The organism is Pseudomonas sp. IT-P218 (genome assembly GCF_949767605.1).
In the GTDB taxonomy this organism is placed as follows: domain Bacteria; phylum Pseudomonadota; class Gammaproteobacteria; order Pseudomonadales; family Pseudomonadaceae; genus Aquipseudomonas; species Aquipseudomonas putida_AE.
Window position 1 is genome coordinate 13,691 of sequence record NZ_CATKQQ010000014.1, and the last position, 22,137, is coordinate 35,827.

Sequence of the window (22,137 nt, forward strand, 5' to 3'; positions counted from 1 at the left end):
ACCATGGCATCGCATCCACAAGCCCCAGCCGGCTCCGGCTCATCCAATCCACCAGGCTCGCCACCTGCACCGGGATGGGAGGGCATCGCCAGCGACTGGTCCTCCGATAGAGAGGCGTTCAAGCAGGTGCCTTGGGGCAAGGCGATGATGTGGATATTCCTGCTCAGCGATACGTTTGTATTCACCTGTTTTCTCACCGGCTACATGTCGGTACGCATGACCATCACCGACCTCTGGCCAAATCCCAGCGAAGTGTTTGCATTGACGATCGGCGGTAAGGAAATCCCGCTGATTCTGATCGCCATCATGACTTTTGTACTGATCAGTAGCAGCGGCACGATGGCCATGGCTGTCAATTACGCCTATCGCCGCGATCGCGCGAAAACCACAGCACTGATGCTGGCGACGGCTGCCTTGGGTGTGACCTTCGTCGGCATGCAGGCCTTTGAATGGAGCAAGCTCATCTCAGAGGGGGTGCGTCCCTGGGGGAACCCCATGGGGGCGGCGCAATTTGGTGCCAGCTTTTTCATGATTACCGGTTTCCACGGCCTGCATGTGTCAATCGGCGCGATTTACCTGAGCATTGTGGCGATGAAAGTATGGCGGGGAGACTATGAGCACTCCGGAAACTATCAGAACGTCGAGATAGCCGGGCTTTATTGGCACTTCGTGGATTTGGTGTGGGTGTTTATTTTTGCTTTCTTCTATTTGTGGTAGAGGAGCGCGGGTGATGGCACATGCTCAGGGTCAGCAACATCCGATCAGCCTGTATCTCAAGATCTGGGGACTGTTATTCCTCCTCAGTACCCTGTCGTACCTGGTCGACTATTTCCAATTCCACGGCTACCTCAGGTGGTCGCTGATTATCACGTTCATGTTGCTGAAGGCAGGCTTGATTGTCTCCATCTTCATGCATCTGGCCTGGGAACGGTTAGCCATGGTCTACGCCATATTGGTTCCGCCCCTGTGTTTGTTGGTGCTGATCGGACTGATGGCCACCGAGGCGGACTATGTTTTCCTCAGCCGGGTCATTTTCTTTGGCCAATGAACCGCTGTCGGATGACCCTCAGTCTCCAGGCGCTAACCCGATATCACTCGCTTGAACTGATGCCATTTGTGCTGCCAGGCGACTGTCCAGTGGGGAGCTGCCGCTCCCGTGCCGGCGATCGTCAGATTGGGATGATGGCCGATGACCTGGTCCAATAGCGGTTCCTGATTCGGCTCGACATCCACAAAGAAAATATGTTTGCCTTCTTGTACCGCCTGCTTGAAATTGCGGAAGTGGGTGTTCGGCACCTGGAACCCAAAAAAACCGCCTTCCCAGATGCTGAAGCCCAAAATGACAATGGCCAGGAAGACAAACGGCATCCAGCCTGCGGCGGATTCAGTCCAGCCCATCCACCAGGCGCCACCCAGGACCAGTGCTGCCAGTGGCACACCGACCAGCGCACCAATCTCCCCGGAGTGAACGGTATCCTGTTCCATCAACGAGCTGATCTCGTGGAGGTGATGTTCTTCAACATCGGCAATCTTTTCACTGAGCACATGAATTTGTTCGGAATTGATGCCGCTGGCTTCCAGCTCATTTTCAACGGTTTCAAGATCGTTGAGGTTGTCACTGATGTAATAGTGCCGATTCATGCCACACCTCCCATCTCGTGTTTGCTCTGGACCTCCTCTGTCCTGCAGCCTGTACCCGTGGGGAACGTTGCACACGTCGTGCAATTTGAAAGAAGTATAGCACTCGCTAGCATGATGGATTTTGGGTGTCAATACCCCGGGAGGCGACGTCAGGGCCTGGTTCATCTCGTCGATTTCTGCCGCGAGTCAGGCCCTGCGATGCGCGTAATCAGTGACGCGGGTCGAAATCGCCGCTGAACAGCTCGTCCTCGGCATCCGGGGCCACCGGAATCTTGTGCTCTTCCGACGCCCAGGCGCCCAGGTCGATCAATTTGCAACGGTCGGAACAGAACGGCCGGAACTTGCTCTCGGGGCTCCATTCGACAGGGGCACCGCAGGTTGGGCATTCGACGGTTGGGATCTGGCTCATGACTGGCCTCCACGCAAAGTAAGGTAAAAGTGATGCAGGCGTTCGACCTCGCTGTGCAGCCAGGCGAGGTCGCGGTCGTTGACCACCACGTCGTCGGCATGGCTTACGCGATCCTGGCGGCTGGACTGGGCCTTGAGAATCGCCTGGACCTGCTGTTCGCTGGTCTGGTCACGCCGCAGGGTGCGTTCGATCTGCAACTGTTCGGGGGCATCGATCACCAGCACCCGCTGGGTCATGGCGTACTGGCCAGACTCGATCAACAGCGGCGAAACCAGGATCGCGTAAGGTGATTTTGCCAGCGCCAGGTGATGGGCAATCTCTTCGGCGATCAGCGGATGCAACAAGGCTTCGAGCCAGAGGCGTTGCTCCGGTACTTCGAAGATCAGTTTGCGCAACGCGGCGCGGTCCAGTTGTCCGTCGTCTTGTAACACGCCGGGACCGAAGTGTTCGGCAATCTTCGCCAGCGCCGGCCGACCGGGCTCCACCACCCAGCGAGCGGCATGGTCGGCATCGACCGCGTGCACGCCCAGGTCGATGAAGTGTTGGGCCGCCGCGCTTTTGCCGCTGCCGATGCCGCCGGTCAAGCCGAGAATCCAGGGTTTTTCCACAGGGGTATTCATTTCAGACCGACAAACTGCCAATAGAAGTCGGTTATTTGACCACCCCAGAGCAAGGCAATCCAGCCGGCAATGGCCAGATAGGGGCCGAAAGGGATTGGCGTCGATGTTTGCGCCTTGCGCAGGCGCAGGTAAATCACGCCGATGATCGCACCCACCACGGACGACAGGACGATCGTCAGCGGCAGGATCTGCCAACCGCCCCAGGCGCCAAACATCGCCAGCAGCTTGAAGTCGCCATGACCCATGCCGTCCTTGCCGGTGACCAGCTTGAACACCCAGAACACCGTCCACAGCGTCATGTAGCCGGCAATGGCGCCCCACAACGCCTCGGGCAATGACACGAACAGCTCGAGGCTGTTGACGATCAGCCCGAGCCACATCAGCGGCAGCACCAGCACATCCGGCAGCATTTGATGCTCGGCGTCGATCAGGCTCATGGCCAGCAGGCCCCAGGTCAGGAGCATCGCCATGCCGGCTTGCCAGCCGAACCCGAAGTGCCAGGCAATGAACGCCGACAGCAGCGCGCAGGCCAGTTCGGTCAAAGGATAACGTTTGCTGATCGGCGTCGCACAGGCCGAACAGCGCCCGCGCAGGAACAGAAAGCTCAATACCGGAATGTTTTCCCAGGCACGAATCCGATGGCCGCAGTGTGGGCACTGGGAGTGGGGCAACATCAGATTGAAGGTCGGCAGCGGCGTTTCGCCGGGCAGGCCGAGGATGTCGTGGGCCTGCACGCGCCACTCGCGTTCGAGCATTTTCGGCAGGCGCCAGACCAGTACGTTGAGGAAGCTGCCAACCAGCAGGCCGACTACCCCGGCGATGACGACGAAAGCCAGCGGGAAGTGGATCAGGATTTCGTTCAAGGGCATGTCAGATCGCTGAGCCGAGTTGGAAGATGGGCAGGTACATTGCAACCACCAGGCCGCCGACAATAACACCCAGCACCACCATGATGAACGGTTCCATCAGGCTGGTGAGATTGTCGACCAGATTGTCGACCTCGTCCTCGTAGAAACCGGCGACCTTGTCGAGCATGTCGTCGAGTGCGCCAGACTCCTCGCCAATGGCGGTCATCGAAATGGCCATATTGGGAAAAATACCGGTCGTACGCATGGAGAAATTCAGCTGCATGCCCGTCGCAACGTCCTGCCGGATACGCAGCACCGCGCGTTTGAACACGATGTTGCCAGTGGCGCCGGCCACAGACTCCAGGGCTTCCACCAGTGGCACACCGGCAGCGAAGGTGGTCGACAGCGTGCGGGCGAACCGGGCCACGGCGGACTTGTACATCAAGGTACCTGCCAGCGGCAGTTTCAGCAGCCAGGTATCCATGCGGTCGCGAAAACCCTGCGAGGTTTTCAGCGCGTGGCGCACAGCGAAAGCGCCCGCGCTGAGTGCGCCCAGCAGCATCCACCACCACGCCTGCAGCCATTGCGACAGGTCGATGACCATCAGCGTGAAGGCCGGCAGTTCAGCGCCAAAACCCTTGAATACCGACTCGAACTGCGGCACCACCTTGATCAGCAGGATAGCGCTCACGATGATCGCCACGCACACGACGATCAGCGGGTAGGTCATGGCTTTCTTGATCTTCGCCTTGAGGCTTTCGCTTTTTTCCTTGTAGGTCGCCACCCGTTCCAGCAGGGTGTCCAGCGCGCCGGCCTGTTCCCCGGCGTCCACCAGGTTGCAGTACAACTCATCGAAGTATTGCGGCTTCTTGCGCAGGGCCGTGGCGAAGCTGTTGCCTGCCGCCACGTCCTGTTTCACCTCGTCGATCAGCTTGCGCATGGCCGGGTTGTCGAAGCCTTCACCGATGATGTCGAAGGAATGCAACAACGGCACGCCGGCTTTCATCATGGTCGCCATCTGCCGGGTAAAAAGGGCAATGTCCTGGGGCGTGATGCGTTTGCCCAGCTTGAACATCGACGTGGATTTCCTGCGCACCTTGCCGGGATTGATGCCTTGCTTGCGCAATTGCGCCTTGATCAGTGCCGGGTTCTGGCCGCTCAGCTCGCCCGTCACCTTCGCGCCTTTCCTGTCTGTGCCTTCCCAGCTGTACACGCTGGTGCTTGCTGCCTTGACTGCCATGTTCAGCCCTTTGTAACCGCCGATGCGTTGATCGCAAGCCGACCGGCTCATAGATCGTGAATGTGCCGATGCGTTCCTCGGGAAACGACTTATAGCCTAGTCAATCGGTGGAACCAAACAGCGCTGTCGAGGTGACGAAAAGTGTCAGATAGTGCGGTTCCTGGGGGTGGGAAGGTGCCTCGTCGCGATCGCGCACCCCCGAGAACAGGGCGCGCCGGGCTTGGCATGGGCTGTGCTGCTGCAGGTGCAGATCATGAGATTTCGACTCATGCATGGAGGCTGTCCTTGAACAATCAAAAAGGTTTTACCCTGATCGAGCTGCTGATCGTGGTGGCGATCATCGGGATTCTGGCGACGTTTGCGATACCGGCTTACTCCAAGTACCAGGCGCGGGCCAAGGTGACGGCGGGGCTGGCCGAGATATCGGCGTTGAAGGTGGCGTTCGAGGATGTGATCAATCAAGGCGACGACCCTGATTTGTCCAATGTCGGCGGCGCTGCATTAACGTCCAACTGCACGACCTCGGCCAGCGGTAAAGCCACTGATGGTTCCGGGACTATCGGTTGCACGATCCTTAACGCGCCGGCTCAGGTGCTGAATAAAACCATCACCCTTTCGCGTACGGTGGCAGGCTGGACCTGTGCCACCACCGTCGACCAGGAGTACGCGCCGAAAGGCTGCACGGGGGTTGCCCCGAAAGCCTGATCCATTCATTTATTGCCTGATACCCCGCCTGTGCGGGGTATTTTTTGTTCGACGTTCAGGGCTACCGAGTATTTGAGAAAACTTCCGACAATTCATGGCCTTAGGCCTTACTCAAAACCCGCAACTTGCATGTAGAGAATTTCCAACTCATGCATTTTGCATGATTTCGAGAAATCGCTGATTTTATAAGTTGTTGATTTATATGGTATTTGCATCTGTTTCAAAGTTGGCACAGCGTTCGCAATATCTCCGGTAAGCCTGCTGAAAAGACAATCAGCAGATTTTCCAGAAAAACAGGAGTTACTCGTATGAAGAAGTTCGCTATCGCTGCCGCTACTGCTACCGCGCTGACCCTGACCATGGCCAACGCTGCATTTGCCCAGACTCAGGCCACACAAGCACCCATGATGCTGGCCGCCGGTGAAGTCACCGAAGCGAAAGAGGATGTTTCCGATACCTGGATCACTACCAAAGTCAAATCGGACCTGGTCACCGAAAAAGGCATTCCCGGCACCGACATCAAAGTGGAAACCAACAAAGGTGTTGTGTCTCTGTCGTCCACCGTTGCGGTAACGGATGCCCAGAAAACCACCGCAGTGGCTATCACCAAGAAAATCAAAGGCGTCAAGGCGGTCTCCGCTGACGGCCTGAAAGCCGAGTAAGGCAAGACTTCTCGCCTGGACTGGGAGAAGGCGCGGTAGGCGGGCCGAGTCATACGTCTGCCGCAACTGAGAAGTTCATGCGACCGGCCACAGGGATGTGGCCATTACAGGCCCCGGCATTCGTGTCGGGGCCTGTTCTATTTAGGACCAGGCAAAACAACTGTGGGAGCTAGCCTGCTGGCGATAGCGGTGTGACATTCAACGCCTATGTTGACTGTCACAGCGCTATCGCCAGCAGGCTGGCTCCCACATTGGGATGTGTGGTGTTCAATTGCAGCGTTTGTCTATCACTCGGCATCCAGCATCCAGCCCCAGCATTCGTGTCGGGGCCTGTTCTATTTCAGTCCAGGCAAAACAGCTGTGGGAGCTAGCCTGCTGGTGATAGCGGTGTGACATTCAACGCCTATGTTGACTGTTACAGCGCTATCGCCAGCAGGCTGGCTCCCACATTGGGATGTGTGGTGTTCAATTGCAGCGTTTGTCTATCACTCGGCGTCCATTATCCAGTCCCTGGCATTCGTGTCGGAGCCTGTTCTATTTAGGACCAGGCAAAACAACTGTGGGAGCTACCCTGCTGGCGATAGCGGTGTGACATTCAACGCCTATGTTGACTGTTACAGCGCTATCGCCAGCAGGCTGGCTCCCACAATGGGATGTGTGGTGTTCAATTGCAGCGTTTGTCTATCACTCGGCATCCAGCATCCAGCCCCGGCATTCGTGTCGGGGCCTGTTCTATTTCAGTCCAGGCAAAACAACTGTGGGAGCTAGCCTGCTGGCGATAGCGATGTAACATTCAACACCTATGTTGACTGTCACCCCTCTATCGCCAGCAGGCTGGCTCCCACATTGGTATGTGTGTTGTTTAATTGCAGTGTTTGCCGATTATTCGGCGTCCAGGTGCATTGGGGTGACCACCTTGCCGTCCTTTTCCGCTTCGCCCAACTGGGCGTCGATGAAGTACACCCGGTCGTCCGCGAGCTGACCCTTGTCGACCAGATAATCCTTGATGCTGCTGGCGCGTTCCTGGCCCAGCTCACGCAACAGCACTTCGCTGGAGCTCCAGAACTGGATCACGTCCGCACGCATTTTCGCCGTGCGTTCTTCCTTGCCCAGGTCTTTCCATTCGGCGGGCGGCTGGACCTTCAGGCGAGTGCGGTAGATCCCTTCGAGCAGCGGACCTTTCTCGCTGTCCGGCACCTCCAGCAGATTCGCCTTCGCCGGCACCTTGTCGCCGCGGCGCTGGAGCATCTTGTAGTAGTTGTACTGATATTCCCGTTCCAGGCGTTGCTCGGCGAGCAGCGGGCCATCACTGCTCTTGGCAGCGGTGCCTTCGATTTCCAGGCGCAGGGTCGGGCGTTCCTTGAGGGCCTGGGACAGTTTGACCAATGCCGCTTCGGCGTCCTTGCTCAGGTCGCTCGAGCCCGGCGCGAATGACACGGTACCCAGGTCCTCCGAGCCACCACCGGCCACCAGGCCACCAATGAGTTTGAACGGCGCGGCGGCAGCCTTGACGATCAGGTTGCGCAGGGTTTGCCAGACAATCGGCATCACGCTGAACTGCGGATTGTTGAGGTCGCCGGTCACCGGCAGTTCGATGGAAATCTTGCCGTCGACGTCCTTGAGCAGGGCGATCGCCAGTTTCAGCGGCAGGCTCACGGCATCCGGGCTGTCGACTTTTTCGCCCAGTTGCAACTGCTCGACCACTACCTTGTTTTCAGCCTTGAGCTGGCCTTTGGTGATCACGTAGTGCAGGTCGAGGTTGAGTCGGCCTTTGCGGATGCGATAACCGGCGAACTTGCCGGAGTAGGGGGTCAGCGTGGTCAGTTCCACGCGTTTGAAGCTGGTGGCGATGTCGAGGCTGGCCATCGGGTCGAACGGGTTGACCGCGCCCTTGATGGTCACCGGTGCGTAGCGGTCGACCTTGCCCTTGATATCGACACTGGCCGGTTTCGCCTGGCGGCTGTCGATGGTGCCGATCGAACCGTTGAGCTGCTGGATGGCGGTGGCGAAGTTCGGGGTCAGGCTGAAGTCGGCGAAGTTCGCCGAACCGTCGTTGATGGCAATGCCGCCGATATGGATGCCCAGGGGCTTGTCCTTGCTGGCGGTTCTGGCGGCGGCAGGCTTGGTCGCGGACTCGGGCGGTTGCGGGATCAGCAGATCGTCGATGTTGGTGGTGCGGTCATCGTTGATCATGAAACGCGCATAGGGTTGCAGCAGGTTGACCTTGTCGATCGACAGGCTGTCGCCGTGCTGGTAGTTGAGGCCTTCGACCACCAACTGTTGCCACTTGAGAAAGTCGCGGGTCTTGAGGGTGTCGAGGGTGTGCAGCTGATCGACCTGAGCGCGACCGGTGACGCTGAGGGCCAGCGGCTCGGTGCTTTTCAGGTTGACCGCCAGGTCGCTGCCGAGCATGCCGCTGCGCAGCTCCAGGCGAATGAACGGGCTGATGTAGGACTGGGCGACACGCAGGTCAATGTCCTTGGTCTGTACGTTGAGCCTGGCGCTGACAGGCGCCAGGTTGACCTCGCCATCGGCCGTGAGCTTGCCCTGCTTGCCCACGCCGGTGTCGAGCTTGAGGGCGAAGGGCGAGCCATTGAGGCTGTCGAACTTCTGCAAGTCGAGATTCAGCGGGCTCAGCTCTACTTCCACCGGCGGTTGCGCCTTGCGGTCCGCCAGATGCACTTTGTAATCGCGCAATTGCACATCGGTGAGCAGCACTTGCCAGGGTTTGCCAGGCTCTGCCGGTTCGGGTTTCGGCGAATCGGCGGCCGCCGGGGTGCTCGGCGGTTCGGCGTTGGCCTTGGCCGCCGGTTTTGACGGTTGGCTGGCGAACAGTTTCTGCCAGTCGAGCTGGCCATCGGCTTCCAGTGCGGCCCAGGTTTCCAGCTTTTGGCTGCGGATCTTGCCGACCACCACTTGCTGTTTGGCCAGGTCCACCGTGGTTTCGCTGATGTCCAGACGCTCGAGCTTCGCCAGCGGCCGTCCGTCCGGGGCCTTGATCGCGAAGGGTGCGACGCTGACTGCGAGGTTGTTCAGCAGCAGTTCGGTCTGCTTGGCCAGGCTGAGTTTGTAGTCGGTACTGAGGCTCATCACCCCGCTTTCGAGGTCCAGGGGCACGGCGTCGCGCACATAGGGCCAAAAGGCTTTCATCTTGCCGTCGGTAATTTTCAGCTTGCCTTCAGAGGCGAACGGAATGAGGCTGAAGTTGCCGGTCCAGTCGACCTGGCCACCGTTGGGGCCAATAGCGACCAGTTCCATGTCGGCGCTGTCTTCGGGCAAGGTGCTGAGGTTTTTCAGTTCGAAGTCGAGTTTGTCGTAGAGAAATTCGATCGGTTCGCTGGGGCGCTCATCCTTGAAGTGCAAGGCGCCGCCCGCCAGTTTGATCCGGTCTATGCGCAGCGGGAACGGCTTGGCGTTCGGATCGGCCGGCGTGGGTTCGCTCGCTGGCAGTTTGAACAGCCCGCGCAGATTGAGTTTGCCGTCCTTGCCGAAGAGGATTTCGGTCTTGGATTTTTCCAGTTCGATTTCCGACAGGTGCAGCGCGTTGGTCCAGAGGCTGTCGAGCTGCAGGTTGGCGTACAGGCGTTCGAAGCCGACCTGCTCTTTGCCGGGCTCGCCGATGTTCAGGCCCCAAAGGGTCACTTCAAGGCTGAACGGGTTGAGTTCAATACGCTGGAGGGTGGCGGGCGTCGTGGCGTAGTGGGCCAGTTGTTGGTTGGCAACGCGCAACGCGATGCCCGGCAAAATCAGAAAGCCCAGCAGACTGTAGAGCGCCAGAGCAGTCAACAAGGCGCCGATGGCGCGAATCAATCCTTTGTACATGTGCGGCTTCATCTGTCTGGATCGGAGTGCCTTGGAGTATGGCACGCGATTTCGGTTCCGAAGTCCTCACATCCTGCGGGATTTTTCGGAAAACAACGGCTACTTTCAGAACTGCAGAATCAGGGTTTTCAGGGGTGGCTGCTGGTCCATCGACGGGAAATCGCCGCCTGGTTTCATCACCGTCCACTCCCGGACCGGCCGGCCGGCTTTCTCGGCGCAACGCAAAACCTGCTCGCGCCAGTCGTCCATGCTGACTTTTGCCAGGTTGTTGCAGCAGATCAGCACGCCGTTGTCAGCGGTGGTCAGGACTGCCGGCTTGAGCAGGCTCTGATAGTCGCGCAGCAGGTCGACGGTACCGAAAGCACTCTTGGCCCAGGCCGGTGGATCGAGCAGCACCAGGTCATACTGACGCTGTTCCAGGCGTTGATAGCTCGGCAGTTTCTGCCCGCGACGCTGGCTGATGGGCAGGCCGGCCAACTGGCGAATGGCCGGGAAGTAGTCGGACTGGATGAATTGCATGGTCGGCAATTGCGGGTTGAGCAAGCCATTCTCGCGACCGACCGCCAGGTTGCCTTCGGCGAAGTCCAGGTTGCACACCTCGCTGGCCCCCCCGGCTGCGGCACTGAGGCCGACCCCGCAGGTGTAGGCGAACAGGTTCAGTACGCTTTTGTTTTTGCTGTGGTCCTTGACCCAGCCACGGGTGTTGCGCAGGTCGAGAAACAACAGCGGGTCCTGCCCGGCGTGGCGCCCGCGCACCCGATAATTGAGGCCCCACTCGTGGCCCACCAGGTCTTGCAGCGCGGCTTCGTCGGCACGGTAGACAGTGTCTTCGCGGTCGATGCGCGAGTTACCACGGGAGCGGTCGTTGTAGACCAGCAGGGTTTCAAACCCCAGGTGTTGATTGACCATTTCGTGCAGTTGCAGCAACGCTTCGCGGTCGAGCGACTGGTGGAAACTCTGCACCATCAGTTGCGGGCCGTAGCGGTCGATGGTCAGGCCGCCGGCGCCTTCCTGGCTGCCATGGAACAGGCGATAGCAGTCGGTGCCCTGGCTGTGCAGTTCGGCCAGCAGATCCTGACGATGTTCAAGGGCGGCGCGCAGCGCCTGATTCAAGGAGGACATGCCGGGCGCCTTGCAGGTGGAATTGGGCGCGGGAGTTTAGCAGCTTGGGCTTGCTGAAATACCGCATTATCGTTCTTCGCGGGCAAGCCTCGCTCCTACAGTCCCATCCGTCTTTTCGCACGATGTACCGAGCCATTGCGCACCGCCCAGCGCAGCATCGGCGCACTGCGGTTGACGCTGGCGCGGATCAATTTGCGTTGCAGCGGGCCTTGGTGCACGCCAAGCATGTCACTGGCCCAGTCCGGCAGCAGATCGATCCCGGCCTGCATCATCAAACCGCCGAATGGCTTGGCCAGACGGCTGGGGGAGGGGGCGTTCAACAGCAATCGCAGCACTTCCCGACTGCGTTCGTCGCACAGCAGCTGCGGGCGAATGCGCTCAAGATAAGCGGCAATCTCCTGCCGCGAGCGCGGCACGTCACGGGCGCCCAGACGTTCGGCCACCAGCGCGATCTCTGCGTAATAACGATCCTGATCGGCCAGGGACAGGTGTGGATTGCGATAACGCAAATGCGCGGCGAGGAAGTTGCTGACCTCCGCCACATGCACCCAGGTCAGCAGATCGGGGTCGCTGGCGGCATAGGGCCGGCCATCGGGTGCGGTGCCTGTGACTTGCAGGTGGATGGTGCGCACTTTTTCGATCAGCCAGTCGGCGTCCTGTCGTGAGCCAAAGGTGGTGCCGGAAATGAATTGCCCGGTGCGACGCAGGCGACCGAGCATGTCCTCGCGAAAGTTCGAATGGTCCCACACACCCGCCATGGCCAGCGGGTGCAGGGCCTGCAACATCAGGGCGCTGATGCCGCCGATCAACATGCTGCTGAAGTCGCCGTGGACTTGCCAGCTCACCGAGTCGGGCCCGAACAGCCCGGGGTCGCCCTTGGGGTTTTCCAGGTCGAGTTTGCCCAGGGACAGGCCGGTCAGGCTCATGATCTGGGTTTCGATGCGATTGCGGATGAATTCCATGGTGTCCCGGTGGTTGACTGTTGGAGCTGCCGCAGGCTGCGATCTTTTGATCCTGAAGGCAACGTCAAAAGATCGCAGCCTGCGGCAGCTCCTACAGGAGGCGGTAGTACGTTATTGATTCAGGCGCTTGTCGATCAGGCCCTGGACCACGCTCGGATCGGCCAGGGTCGAGGTGTCGCCCAGGCTGTCCAGTTCGTTGCAGGCGATCTTGCGCAGAATGCGCCGCATGATCTTGCCTGAACGGGTTTTCGGCAAGGCCGGCGCCCACTGGATCAGGTCGGGCTTGGCGAAGCTGCCGATTTCCTTGCTGACGTGGGCGAGCAGGGCTTTTTTCAGTTCTTCATTTTGCTCGACGCCGTTCATGGGGGTGACGAAGGCGTAGATGCCCTGGCCCTTGACGTCATGCGGGTAACCGACCACGGCGGCTTCGGCGATGTTGTCGTGCAGGACCAGGGCGCTCTCCACTTCGGCGGTGCCGATGCGGTGCCCGGAGACGTTGATGACATCGTCGATGCGCCCGGTGATCCAGTAGTCGCCATCTTCGTCGCGGCGGGCGCCATCGCCGGTGAAGTAGTAGCCGGGGTAGGGCTTGAAGTAGGTGTCGACCATGCGTTGCGGGTCGCCATAGACGCTGCGGATCTGCGCCGGCCAGCTGGATTTGATCGCCAGCACGCCGCTGCCGGCGCCTTTGATTTCCTTGCCATGCTCGTCCAGGAGCACCGGTTGTACGCCGAACATCGGCTGCGTCGCGCAGCCCGGTTTGATCCGTTGCGCACTGACCAGCGGGCTGAGCATGATGCCGCCGGTTTCGGTCTGCCACCAGGTATCGACAATCGGGCAGCGCTGTTCGCCGACGACATTGAAGTACCACTCCCAGGCTTCCGGGTTGATCGGCTCACCGACAGTGCCGAGTAATCTGAGGCTGGCGCGAGACGATTCCTTCAACGGTTCTGCGCCTTCGCGCATCAGCGCGCGCAACGCGGTGGGGGCGGTGTAGAAAATGTTCACCTTGTGCTTGTCGATCACCTGCCAGTACCGCGAGGTGCTCGGGTAGCTCGGCACGCCTTCGAAGATCAGGGTGGTGGCGCCATTGGCCAGGGGGCCGTAGACGATGTAGCTGTGGCCGGTGACCCAGCCGACGTCGGCGGTGCACCAGAACACTTCACCGTCGCGGTAGTCCAGCACGTATTTGAAGGTCATGGCCGCTTGCAGCAGGTAGCCCCCGGTGGTGTGCAGCACGCCTTTGGGTTTGCCGGTGCTGCCGGAGGTGTAGAGGATGAACAGCGGGTCTTCGGCGTCCATCGGCTCAGGCGGGCAGTCGTCGCCTACGTCGCGTAGCGCCTGGTGATACCAGAGGTCCCGGCCCTCGACCCAGTTCACCGGGTTCTGGGTTCGTTCGACCACGACCACGGTGCTGACATCCGGGCAGCTTTGCAGCGCCTTGTCGACATTGTGCTTGAGTGGCACGAATTTGCCGCCGCGCACGCCTTCATCGGCAGTGATCACTGTGCGGCAGTCGGCGTCGAGGATCCGGTCGCGCAGCGAATCCGGCGAGAACCCGCCGAACACCACCGAATGCACCGCGCCGATGCGTGTGCAGGCGAGCATGGCGTAGGCCGCTTCGGGGATCATCGGCATGTAGATGCACACCCGGTCGCCTTTCTTCACGCCACGACTTTTGAGCACGTTGGCCAGGCGGCAGACGTAATGGTGCAGTTTCTTGTAAGTGATCTGGGTGGATTCGGCGGGGTCGTCGCCTTCCCAGATGATCGCGGTTTGATCGCCGCGCTTGGCCAGGTGACGGTCAATGCAGTTGAAGCTGACGTTCAGTTTTGCGCCGGCAAACCAGTGGGCTTCACCGGTCTTCAGGTCGTAGCGCTGGACGGTTTGCCACGGTGTGCTCCAGTCGAGGAAGCGGGTGGCTTGTTCGGCCCAGAAGGTGCTGGGGTGTTCGATGGATTCGCGGTACAGGCGGTGATAGTCGTCCTGACTCAGTTGTGCAGCCCGGCGCACGGCATCGGCTTTAGGGAACGTGCTGATATCGAACATGACGGTTCCTTCTTCTTGTTGTGGCGAAGAGGGGAGCTGCGCGACCCTCGTAGGAGCTGGCTTGCCAGCGAAAGCGGTGTATCAGTCGACATAAGTATTGCCTGATATACCGTCTTCGCTGGCAAGCCAGCTCCTACAAAGGTTAGTACAAGCGTCAAATCAGCCGCGGTGACGTCCGCGGAAGTAGTTGATCAAGCCCTGGGTGGACGCGTCGTCAGCCGGGGTTTCTTCGCTGCCGACCAGGCGGTTGTAGACGCCTTTGCCCAGTTCCTTGCCCAGCTCCACACCCCATTGGTCGAAGGCATTGATGCCCCAGATCACGCTTTGCACGAAGACTTTGTGCTCGTACATCGCCACCAGCGCACCCAGGCGCCGTGGGCTGATGCGCTCGACCACCAGGGTGTTGCTCGGACGGTTGCCCGGGATCACCTTGTGCGGCGCAAGGCTCTGCACCTGCTCTTCGCTCATGCCTTTGTCACGCAGCTCGGCCTGGGCTTCGGCCAGGGTCTTGCCGAGCATCAGCGCCTGGCTTTGCGACAGGCAGTTGGCGTACAGCCACTGGTGGTGGTCGGCCACCGGGTTGAAGCTGACGATCGGCACGATGAAGTCGGCCGGGATCAGTTGGGTGCCCTGGTGCAGCAACTGGTGGTAAGCGTGCTGGCCGTTGCAACCTACGCCACCCCAGATCACCGGACCGGTGTCGGTGCTGACGGGCGTACCGTCCTGGCGCACGCTCTTGCCGTTGGATTCCATGTCCAGCTGTTGCAGGTGCTTGGTGATGTTACGCAGGTAGTGGTCGTACGGCAGGATCGCGTGGCTTTGCGCGCCCCAGAAATTGCCGTACCACACGCCGAGCAGGGCCAGCAGCACCGGCATGTTCTGGTCGAACGGGGTGTTCAGGAAGTGCTGGTCCATGGTGTACGCACCGGACAGCAGTTCCTTGAAGTTCGACATGCCGATGGCCAGGGCGATCGGCAAACCGATGGCCGACCACAGCGAGTAACGCCCGCCGACCCAGTCCCACATCGGGAAGATGTTCTCTTCGCGGATGCCGAACGCTACGGCGGCGGCGTTGTTGCTCGATACTGCGATGAAGTGGCGATGCAGTTCGGCTTCCGAGCCACCCTGGGCCAGGTACCAGGCACGTGCGGCCTGGGCGTTTTTCAGCGTTTCGAGGGTGTTGAAGGATTTCGACGAAACGATGAACAGCGTGGTCTCGGCGCGCAGCTTCATGGCCAGTTCGTGGAACTCGCTGCCATCGATGTTTGCCAGGTAGTGGCAACGCACACCTTTCTGGGCATAGGCCAGCAGGGCTTCGGACACCAGCTCGGGCCCCAGGAACGAACCACCGATGCCGATGTTGACCACGTCAGTGATCGGCTTCTCTGAGTAGCCGCGCCACAGGCCGTCGTGGATACGGCCCACGAGGTCGGTGATCTGGTTCAGCACTTTGTGCACTTCTGGCATCACGTTGACGCCGTTGACCGACAACTTGTCGCCGACCGGGCGACGCAGGGCGGTGTGCAGGGCCGGGCGTCCTTCGGAGGCGTTGACGATCTCGCCATCGAACAGCGATTTGATTGCGCCCTTGAGGTCGACTTCGTCGGCCAGGCCCACCAGCAGGTCGCGGGTCTGGGCGTTGATCAGGTTCTTCGAGTAGTCGAGAAACAGACCGCAGCTACTGAGGGTGAATTGATTGAAGCGCTGCGGGTCGGCGTTGAAGGCCTCGCGCATGTTGAAATCCTGCATGGCCTGGCGGTGGTCTTTCAACGCCTGCCAGGCGGGCAGGGTGGTCACGTCGTGGGGGGTGCGGTAATACGCCATCGCTGCGGGTTTCCTTTTACTTGAACTGCCTTTAAGACACTGAAAATACCGGAATGTCCTGACCACTGACTGGCGGTAACCCGGTTAGCCTGCGTGCACACGATTAAATAGCGCAGACCGGTAACAGTAAACCCAGAGAGACGATCTGTCTTGGCTTTGTCGGACCTGCGACCGGTACTTTTTTGTACCGGTGCGGTCGTGGGGGGATTTCAGGCGGGGGTGTCGAGGTTCAGGTGCAGGTTGTCGATCAGGCGCGTCGTCCCAAGGAACGCCGCCACCAGGATCACCAGGTCGCGATCTTCCGGGGTGGCCGGGCGCAGGCTCAGCCCATGGCGAATTTCCAGGTAGTCGGGACGCAGGCCCGCCGCTTCGAGTTGTTGCAGCTTGGCACGGATCAGGGCCGGGTAATCGCGCTCGCCTTGTTTGATCGCTTCGGCGATCTCGCTCAGCGTGCGATACACCACCGGCGCCACGGCGCGCTGATCTGCGTCGAGGAAGCCATTGCGCGACGACAGCGCCAGGCCATCGGCCGCCCGCACCGTCGGCTCGCCAATGATCTGGATCGGCATGTTCAGGTCATGCACCAGCGCGCGAATGACCGCCAGTTGCTGAAAGTCTTTCTGGCCGAAGATCGCCAGGTCCGGCTGGACCATGTTGAACAGCTTGCTGACCACCGTTGCCACGCCTTCGAAATGCCCCGGACGGCTGGCGCCGCACAGGCCTTCGGAAAGCTGCGGGACGCTGACGCGGGTCTGGCCGGTCATGCCGCCGGGGTACATCTCTTCAACGGTCGGCGCGAACAGCAGGTCGCAACCGGCTTCGAGCAGTTTTTCCTGGTCGGCGGCGAGGGTGCGCGGGTATTTGTCGAGGTCTTCGCCAGCACCGAACTGCAGCGGGTTGACGAAAATGCTCGCGACCACGAAATCCACCCGCTGGGTGGCCTTGGTGATCAGCGCGACATGCCCGCTGTGCAGGTTGCCCATGGTCGGCACAAAGCCGATGCGCTTGCCTTCACTGCGGGCACGGGCCACGGCGGCCCGTAGTTCGCGTACGGTTTTGACGGTGTTCATGCAGAGAATCCGTGTTCGATGCCTGGGAAAGTCGCCGCTTTGACTTCAGTGACGTAAGCGCTCAGGGCCGCGTGGATGCTTTCCTGGCCGGCCATGAAGTTTTTCACGAACTTGGGGACGCGACCGGTAATCGACAGGCCCAGCATGTCGTGCAGGACCAGTACCTGGCCGTCGGTGCGGTGGCCGGCGCCAATCCCGATGACCGGAATGCCCACGGCCTGGGTGATTTCTTCGGCCAGCTCGCTCGGCACGCATTCGAGCAGCAGCATCGACGCGCCGGCCTGTTCCAGCGCGATGGCATCGGCACGCATCTGCCGCGCCTGGTTTTCGTTGCGACCCTGGACCTTGTAGCCGCCGAGGATGTTCACCGATTGCGGCGTCAGGCCCATGTGGGCACAGACCGGAACGCCCCGTTCTGCCAACAGGCGGATCGAGTCCGCCAGCCACAATGCGCCTTCAACCTTGATCATGTGAGCGCCGGCCTGCATCAGCAGGGCGCTGTTGGTCATGGCCTGTTCCGTGGTGGCGTAGGCCATGAACGGCAAGTCGGCAAGGATCAGGGCGTCGGTGTTACCGCGTTTGACGGCTGCCACGTGGTAAGCCATTTCGGCGGTGGTGACCGGCAGGGTGCTGTCGTGACCTTGCAGAACCATGCCGAGTGAGTCGCCCACCAGCAGCACTTCGACGCCGGCCTGATTGCAGGCGTGGGCGAAGGTTGCGTCATAGCAGGTCAGCATGGTGATTTTTTCACCTTTTTGCTTGAGACCTTGCAGAGTGGTCAGGGTGATGGCTGGCATGAAAAAGTTCCTCATTCAGGCGCTGTGGAAACTACTGCGAGTAACGCGCGTGATTCTTCGTTGAATACAGGCGCACGGTCTTTTGTCGTGCTTTGAAGGCCTGGATTGCGCCCTTGATGCCGTGGTGACGGCAGCGGGACGCCTATAGTCGTGAGGAGAACGTGGGAAGTCAATTGCGTGTGTTACCGCATTGTTACGCCCGCGGTGTTACCGGGGTGACTGATGCGTTTCAGCAAATGCCAACATCAAAAGATCGCAGCCTTCGGCAGCTCCTACAGGTCATCACCGTCCTGTAGGAGCTGCCGAAGGCTGCGATCTTTTGGTGCAACTCAGTCTACCGGCAGGCGTTCCAGCCCGACGAACGGGCAGGCAGCGAGCAAGTCGGCGAGTGTGCGGCCATCGCCCAGGCGCAGGTCGGCGGGCGCCAGTTCGGCCAGGGGATACAGGACGAAGGCCCGCTCCTGCATATGGTAATGCGGGACTTTCAGGCGAGGTTCGTCGATCAGGCGGTCACCGAACAGCAGGATGTCCAGGTCCAGCGTACGCGGGCCCCAGCGCTCAAGGCGCTCGCGGCCCTGGCCGGTTTCGATGGACTGCAAGGCGTCCAGCAGCTCAAGCGGTGCCAGAGCGCTGTCGAGCGCGGCCACTGCGTTGGTATAACGCGGCTGGCCGGGCAGCAACGAGTCGCTTTGATAGAAGGCAGAAACCCCGACCAGTTGCGATTGCGGCAACTGAGCCAGCGCCTCGATGGCGCTGCGCAGCTGTTCGGCGGGGTCAGCCAGGTTGCTGCCCATGCCGATGTAGATGCGTTCCATGGATTACTCGCCCGTGGTGCTCGAAGCGTCCGCTGAGCGCTTGCGCTTGGAGCCGCCGCTGCGGCGACGTTTGCGTGGGCCGCCGGTACCGTCGTCCTTGCCACTGAGGTCGCGAATCATGTCGCGACGCTCGCTGTCATTGGCATCCTGGTAGTCGGTCCACCATTCGCCCAGGCCATCGGTCTGCTCGCCCGCGCTTTCGCGCAGCAGCAGGAAGTCGTAGCCGGCGCGGAAGCGCGGATTGTCCAGCAGCAGGTCGGCGCGTTTGCCGCTGCGCCGTGGCAGGCGCTCCTGCATGTCCCAGATCTCGCGGATCGGCATGGTGAAGCGTTTCGGGATCGCGATGCGCTGGCACTGCTCGGCAATCAGCTCGTGAGCGGCTTCCTGCATCGCCGGAATCGGCGGCATGCCACGATCCTGCAGGCGCAATACGCGCGCCGGCAGAGCGGGCCAAAGCAGGGCGGCAAACAGGAACGCCGGGGTGACCGGCTTGTTCTGCTTGATGCGCAGGTCGGTGTTGATCAGGGCTTCGCTGATCAGGGTGTGGGTGTAGGTCGGGTTGTATTCCAGTGCCTCGGCGCTGGCCGGGAACAGTGGATCGAACAATTGCAGGTCGACCAGCATTTCAAAAGTGTCGGCCGCGTGGCCGGACAGGAATAGCTTGAGCACTTCTTCGAACAAGCGGGCCGACGGGATCTCGCGCAGCATGGGCGCGAGGTCGCGGATGGGCGCGGCACTGTGTTTTTCGATGCCGAAATTCAGCTTGGCGGCAAACCGCACGGCGCGCAGCATCCGCACCGGGTCTTCCTGGTAACGCTGCTTGGGGTCGCCAATCAAGCGGATCAGTTGGTTGCGAATGTCGTGCACGCCGTTGGCGTAATCGAGAATGCGTTCGCTGACCGGATCGTAATACAGGGCATTGATGGTGAAGTCGCGGCGTTGCGCGTCTTCTTCCAGGGTGCCGTAGACGTTGTCGCGCAGGATGCGCCCGCTTTCGTTACGCGAGGATTGATTTTGATCTTCCTCTTCGTCGTTCTGCGGGTGGTTGGCGCGGAAGGTCGCGACTTCGATGATTTCGCGGCCAAAGTGGATATGCACCAGTTTGAACCGGCGGCCAATGATCCGTGCATTACGGAATTCGGCACGTACCTGTTCAGGGGTGGCGCTGGTGGCGACGTCGAAATCTTTCGGCGTGATGCCGAGCAGCATGTCACGCACACAACCGCCGACCAGGTAGGCCTGGTAACCGGCGCCCTGCAGGCGTTCGACGATGTTCACCGCGTAACGGCTGAATTGCCCCTTTTGCAGCGAATGTTGGCCGCTATTGAGCACTTCAGGCGTGCTGCGGATGTGTTGCGTACGACGCACGGGAGTACGGAATGACTGGAACAGCTTCTTCAGCATGGGATGCACTGTTTGAAGGAATGTTCGGCCAAAACGAAGAATGACCGCATGATGGGCGGGGATTCTAGCATTTAGTCGAGGGATGGTGTAGGACACAGCGGATTTGAGGTGTAGGAGCGAGGCGGGGCGGGCGAATCGCAGAAACTACAAGGGGAGCCGAAGCTCCCCAAGAAGTAGTTGCATGCTCATTTTTGTTATTGGTTTCGGGCTTCTTGTTTTTGTTGAGTGCCCTCGCCATGAAGCTTTCCTTCATGACACTCCCAATCGGGAGCCAAGAGCAAACGGATTGCTTTGGTCGCTGTGCTGCAGTGATCTTGCGATCCAACCAGTTCAGGCTCTGTCTTAAGACAGTTTTTTGTTGTTCTCGGCCTGGTCGTGGGGCATGCCCCAAATACAACGCCTCTCCAAAAGAATCAGTTAGCTGCGCCTCTCGCCGTCTTGTTTTTATTGTGCGTGAGTCGATACGTCTTATTTTTATTGTCTTGTGCATTGCTTGTTATTGTTCTTGTACCAAACATATAGCAGGGTGCGTGCCAACTTTAGCGAACCCCAGTAAAACAAGGGGTTAGGCGAACCGAAGGGGTAAATGGGGGCGAAAAAAAGCCGGGGCTTCGTTACCGTAAGCCCCGGCTTCTGTTACGTGAAAAACCTGAGGTAACAGTTTTTTCACAAAATCATGTGTTACCCGCACATGAGACAGGTGGGGTTCAGCTTTCGCTGGCCACCCCGGTTTTGCGCCGCGGGATACCCAGGCGCTGACGGCGTTCCCACAGGCATTTGCGACTGACCCCGAGTTTGCGCGCCAGCTCGGTCTCGGTCATGTGGTCCTGATGCTCGAGCACGAAGTGCTGGAAGTAGTCTTCCAGGGACAGGTCTTCGGTCGGCTCATGATTGTTGTTACCGGCGTTGCCGTTGCCCTGTTGTGGGGGCAGGCCGATGAACTCGTCGTCTTCCAGGTCGCCCAGTTCGATGTCGATGCCCAGCAGCTCGGCGGAAATCTCGGGGCTCTCGCTCAGGATGACCGCGCGCTCTACCGCGTTTTCCAGCTCACGAACGTTACCCGGCCACGAGTAGTGACGAATGGCTTGCTCGGCGTCCGCGGCGAACTTGAGGTCGGTACGGTTGATCCGCGCGCTTTGCCGCGCCAGGAAGGCGTTGGCGATTTCATTGACGTCCGCGCCACGTTCGCGCAGGGCCGGCAGTTTCAGGGCGATCACGTGGAGGCGGTAATACAGGTCTTCACGGAACTGGCCGATCTTTGCCAGGCTCTTGAGGTCTCGGTGAGTCGCGGCGATCAGGCGCACATCGACCTTTTGCGACTGGACCGAGCCCACTCGACGAATTTCACCTTCCTGCAACACACGCAGCAGGCGCGCCTGGGCTTCCAGTGGCAGCTCACCGATTTCATCGAGGAACAAGGTGCCGCCGTCCGCCGCTTCCACCAGGCCGGCACGTCCGGCGCTGGCGCCGGTGAACGCACCCTTCTCGTGGCCGAACAGTTCGGACTCGATCAGGCTTTCCGGAATGGCGGCGCAGTTCACCGAGATCATCGGCGCCTTGGCCCGCTTGGAGAGGTTGTGCAGGGCTCGCGCCACCAGCTCCTTACCGGTACCGGACTCGCCCTGGATCAGGACATTGGAGTCAGTCGGCGCGACTTTGCGAATCTTGCCATACAGGTCTTGCATCGGTGGGCACGAGCCGATGATGCCGATTTCACCGTTGCTGTTGTCGCTACCGGGCTTGGCCGCGCCATTGCCGGCTTTGGCGGCAACCGGTTCGCTGCTGGCTTGCGCCGATTGCCGGTCACGCAGGATGCGCGCGACGGCCTGGAGCATTTCGTCGTGATCGAAAGGCTTGGCGATGTAGTCCACCGCGCCCATCTTCATCGAGTCCACTGCCGAGCGCAGGCTGGCATAGCTGGTCATGATCAGCACCGGCGTGCCCTGGCCCAGCTTGATCAACTCGGTGCCCGGCGCGCCCGGCAGGCGCAGGTCACTGACGATCAGGTCGAACGTGGGAATGGTGAAGCGTTCTTGTGCTTCCTGCACTGAACCGGCTTCGCTGACCTGGTACTGGTTGCGTTCCAGCAGGCGGCGCAAGGCGGAGCGGATAATTGTTTCGTCTTCGACGATCAAAATGTGCGGCAT

20 protein-coding genes are annotated in these 22,137 nt (G+C 60.2%); 4 read left to right on the plus strand and 16 right to left on the minus strand.

What is annotated here, in order from left to right:
* Positions 1 to 3 precede the first annotated feature (3 nt).
* Both ACM6I6_RS12560 and ACM6I6_RS12565 read left to right on the plus strand, forming a co-directional pair.
* Complete coding sequence (locus ACM6I6_RS12560) at positions 4 to 717, plus strand: heme-copper oxidase subunit III family protein (protein WP_414919976.1); 714 nt, start codon at positions 4 to 6, stop codon at positions 715 to 717.
* Between the two features lie 13 nt (positions 718 to 730).
* Positions 731 to 1,048 carry a cytochrome C oxidase subunit IV family protein gene (locus ACM6I6_RS12565; RefSeq protein ID WP_323627337.1) on the plus strand — a complete coding sequence of 106 codons (318 nt, stop codon included), beginning with the start codon at positions 731 to 733 and terminating at the stop codon, positions 1,046 to 1,048.
* A gap of 32 nt (positions 1,049 to 1,080) precedes the next feature.
* Here ACM6I6_RS12565 and ACM6I6_RS12570 read toward each other — a convergent pair whose 3' ends face one another.
* The 6 genes from ACM6I6_RS12570 to ACM6I6_RS12595 all read right to left on the minus strand — a co-directional run bounded on the left by ACM6I6_RS12570 (position 1,081) and on the right by ACM6I6_RS12595 (position 5,032).
* Entirely contained in the window at positions 1,081 to 1,641 is a 561-nt protein-coding gene (locus ACM6I6_RS12570) for a magnesium transporter (RefSeq protein ID WP_274074567.1), read from the minus strand.
* Between the two features lie 208 nt (positions 1,642 to 1,849).
* A complete protein-coding gene (gene yacG, locus ACM6I6_RS12575; protein ID WP_060543361.1) occupies positions 1,850 to 2,050 on the minus strand; it encodes a DNA gyrase inhibitor YacG in 201 nt (66 codons plus the stop codon).
* On the minus strand, positions 2,047 to 2,670 hold the full coding sequence (gene coaE, locus ACM6I6_RS12580) for a dephospho-CoA kinase (RefSeq protein ID WP_274074568.1): 624 nt from the start codon (positions 2,668 to 2,670) through the stop codon (positions 2,047 to 2,049). Before coaE ends, yacG begins: the two co-directional genes overlap by 4 nt.
* The gene (locus ACM6I6_RS12585) at positions 2,667 to 3,539 is read right to left on the minus strand and encodes a prepilin peptidase (RefSeq protein ID WP_414919977.1); all 873 of its coding nucleotides are present in this window, start codon (positions 3,537 to 3,539) and stop codon (positions 2,667 to 2,669) included. The genes coaE and ACM6I6_RS12585 overlap by 4 nt, the downstream gene beginning before the upstream one ends.
* Position 3,540: 1 nt before the next feature.
* Complete coding sequence (locus tag ACM6I6_RS12590) at positions 3,541 to 4,758, minus strand: type II secretion system F family protein (protein ID WP_323608709.1); 1,218 nt, start codon at positions 4,756 to 4,758, stop codon at positions 3,541 to 3,543.
* A gap of 100 nt (positions 4,759 to 4,858) precedes the next feature.
* Positions 4,859 to 5,032, minus strand: coding sequence for a hypothetical protein (locus ACM6I6_RS12595; protein ID WP_274074571.1), 174 nt, complete (start codon positions 5,030 to 5,032; stop codon positions 4,859 to 4,861).
* Positions 5,033 to 5,043: 11 nt separating this feature from the next.
* Between ACM6I6_RS12595 and ACM6I6_RS12600 the strand changes: the two genes are divergently transcribed.
* Together ACM6I6_RS12600 and ACM6I6_RS12605 are read left to right on the plus strand one after the other, a co-directional pair.
* Positions 5,044 to 5,463, plus strand: a complete 420-nt coding sequence (locus tag ACM6I6_RS12600; protein ID WP_274074572.1) for a pilin — start codon at positions 5,044 to 5,046, stop codon at positions 5,461 to 5,463.
* Between the two features lie 308 nt (positions 5,464 to 5,771).
* Positions 5,772 to 6,125 carry a BON domain-containing protein gene (locus tag ACM6I6_RS12605; RefSeq protein ID WP_274074573.1) on the plus strand — a complete coding sequence of 118 codons (354 nt, stop codon included), beginning with the start codon at positions 5,772 to 5,774 and terminating at the stop codon, positions 6,123 to 6,125.
* 882 nt (positions 6,126 to 7,007) lie between these two features.
* Here ACM6I6_RS12605 and ACM6I6_RS12610 read toward each other — a convergent pair.
* The 10 genes from ACM6I6_RS12610 to ACM6I6_RS12655 all read right to left on the minus strand — a co-directional run bounded on the left by ACM6I6_RS12610 (position 7,008) and on the right by ACM6I6_RS12655 (position 22,137).
* Positions 7,008 to 9,959, minus strand: coding sequence for a DUF748 domain-containing protein (locus ACM6I6_RS12610; protein WP_414919978.1), 2,952 nt, complete (start codon positions 9,957 to 9,959; stop codon positions 7,008 to 7,010).
* Positions 9,960 to 10,052: 93 nt separating this feature from the next.
* A complete protein-coding gene (locus ACM6I6_RS12615; protein WP_414919979.1) occupies positions 10,053 to 11,069 on the minus strand; it encodes a class I SAM-dependent rRNA methyltransferase in 1,017 nt (338 codons plus the stop codon).
* Positions 11,070 to 11,164: 95 nt separating this feature from the next.
* Complete coding sequence (locus ACM6I6_RS12620; protein WP_414919980.1) at positions 11,165 to 12,031, minus strand: oxygenase MpaB family protein; 867 nt, start codon at positions 12,029 to 12,031, stop codon at positions 11,165 to 11,167.
* 111 nt (positions 12,032 to 12,142) lie between these two features.
* Positions 12,143 to 14,080 (minus strand): acetate--CoA ligase, encoded by a 1,938-nt coding sequence (acs, locus tag ACM6I6_RS12625; RefSeq protein ID WP_414919981.1) that lies wholly within the window; start codon positions 14,078 to 14,080, stop codon positions 12,143 to 12,145.
* Between the two features lie 159 nt (positions 14,081 to 14,239).
* Positions 14,240 to 15,904, minus strand: a complete 1,665-nt coding sequence (gene pgi, locus ACM6I6_RS12630; RefSeq protein WP_323608705.1) for a glucose-6-phosphate isomerase — start codon at positions 15,902 to 15,904, stop codon at positions 14,240 to 14,242.
* A gap of 209 nt (positions 15,905 to 16,113) precedes the next feature.
* The gene (panC, locus tag ACM6I6_RS12635) at positions 16,114 to 16,974 is read right to left on the minus strand and encodes a pantoate--beta-alanine ligase (protein ID WP_274074579.1); all 861 of its coding nucleotides are present in this window, start codon (positions 16,972 to 16,974) and stop codon (positions 16,114 to 16,116) included.
* Complete coding sequence (gene panB, locus ACM6I6_RS12640; RefSeq protein WP_274074580.1) at positions 16,971 to 17,771, minus strand: 3-methyl-2-oxobutanoate hydroxymethyltransferase; 801 nt, start codon at positions 17,769 to 17,771, stop codon at positions 16,971 to 16,973. Before panB ends, panC begins: the two co-directional genes overlap by 4 nt.
* 329 nt (positions 17,772 to 18,100) lie before the next feature.
* Positions 18,101 to 18,586: a 2-amino-4-hydroxy-6-hydroxymethyldihydropteridine diphosphokinase gene (gene folK, locus ACM6I6_RS12645; protein WP_323608703.1), complete on the minus strand. Its 486-nt coding sequence runs from the start codon at positions 18,584 to 18,586 to the stop codon at positions 18,101 to 18,103.
* Positions 18,587 to 18,589: 3 nt separating this feature from the next.
* Entirely contained in the window at positions 18,590 to 19,990 is a 1,401-nt protein-coding gene (locus ACM6I6_RS12650) for a polynucleotide adenylyltransferase PcnB (RefSeq protein WP_274074582.1), read from the minus strand.
* A gap of 707 nt (positions 19,991 to 20,697) precedes the next feature.
* Positions 20,698 to 22,137, minus strand: a complete 1,440-nt coding sequence (locus tag ACM6I6_RS12655; RefSeq protein WP_406592051.1) for a sigma-54-dependent transcriptional regulator — start codon at positions 22,135 to 22,137, stop codon at positions 20,698 to 20,700.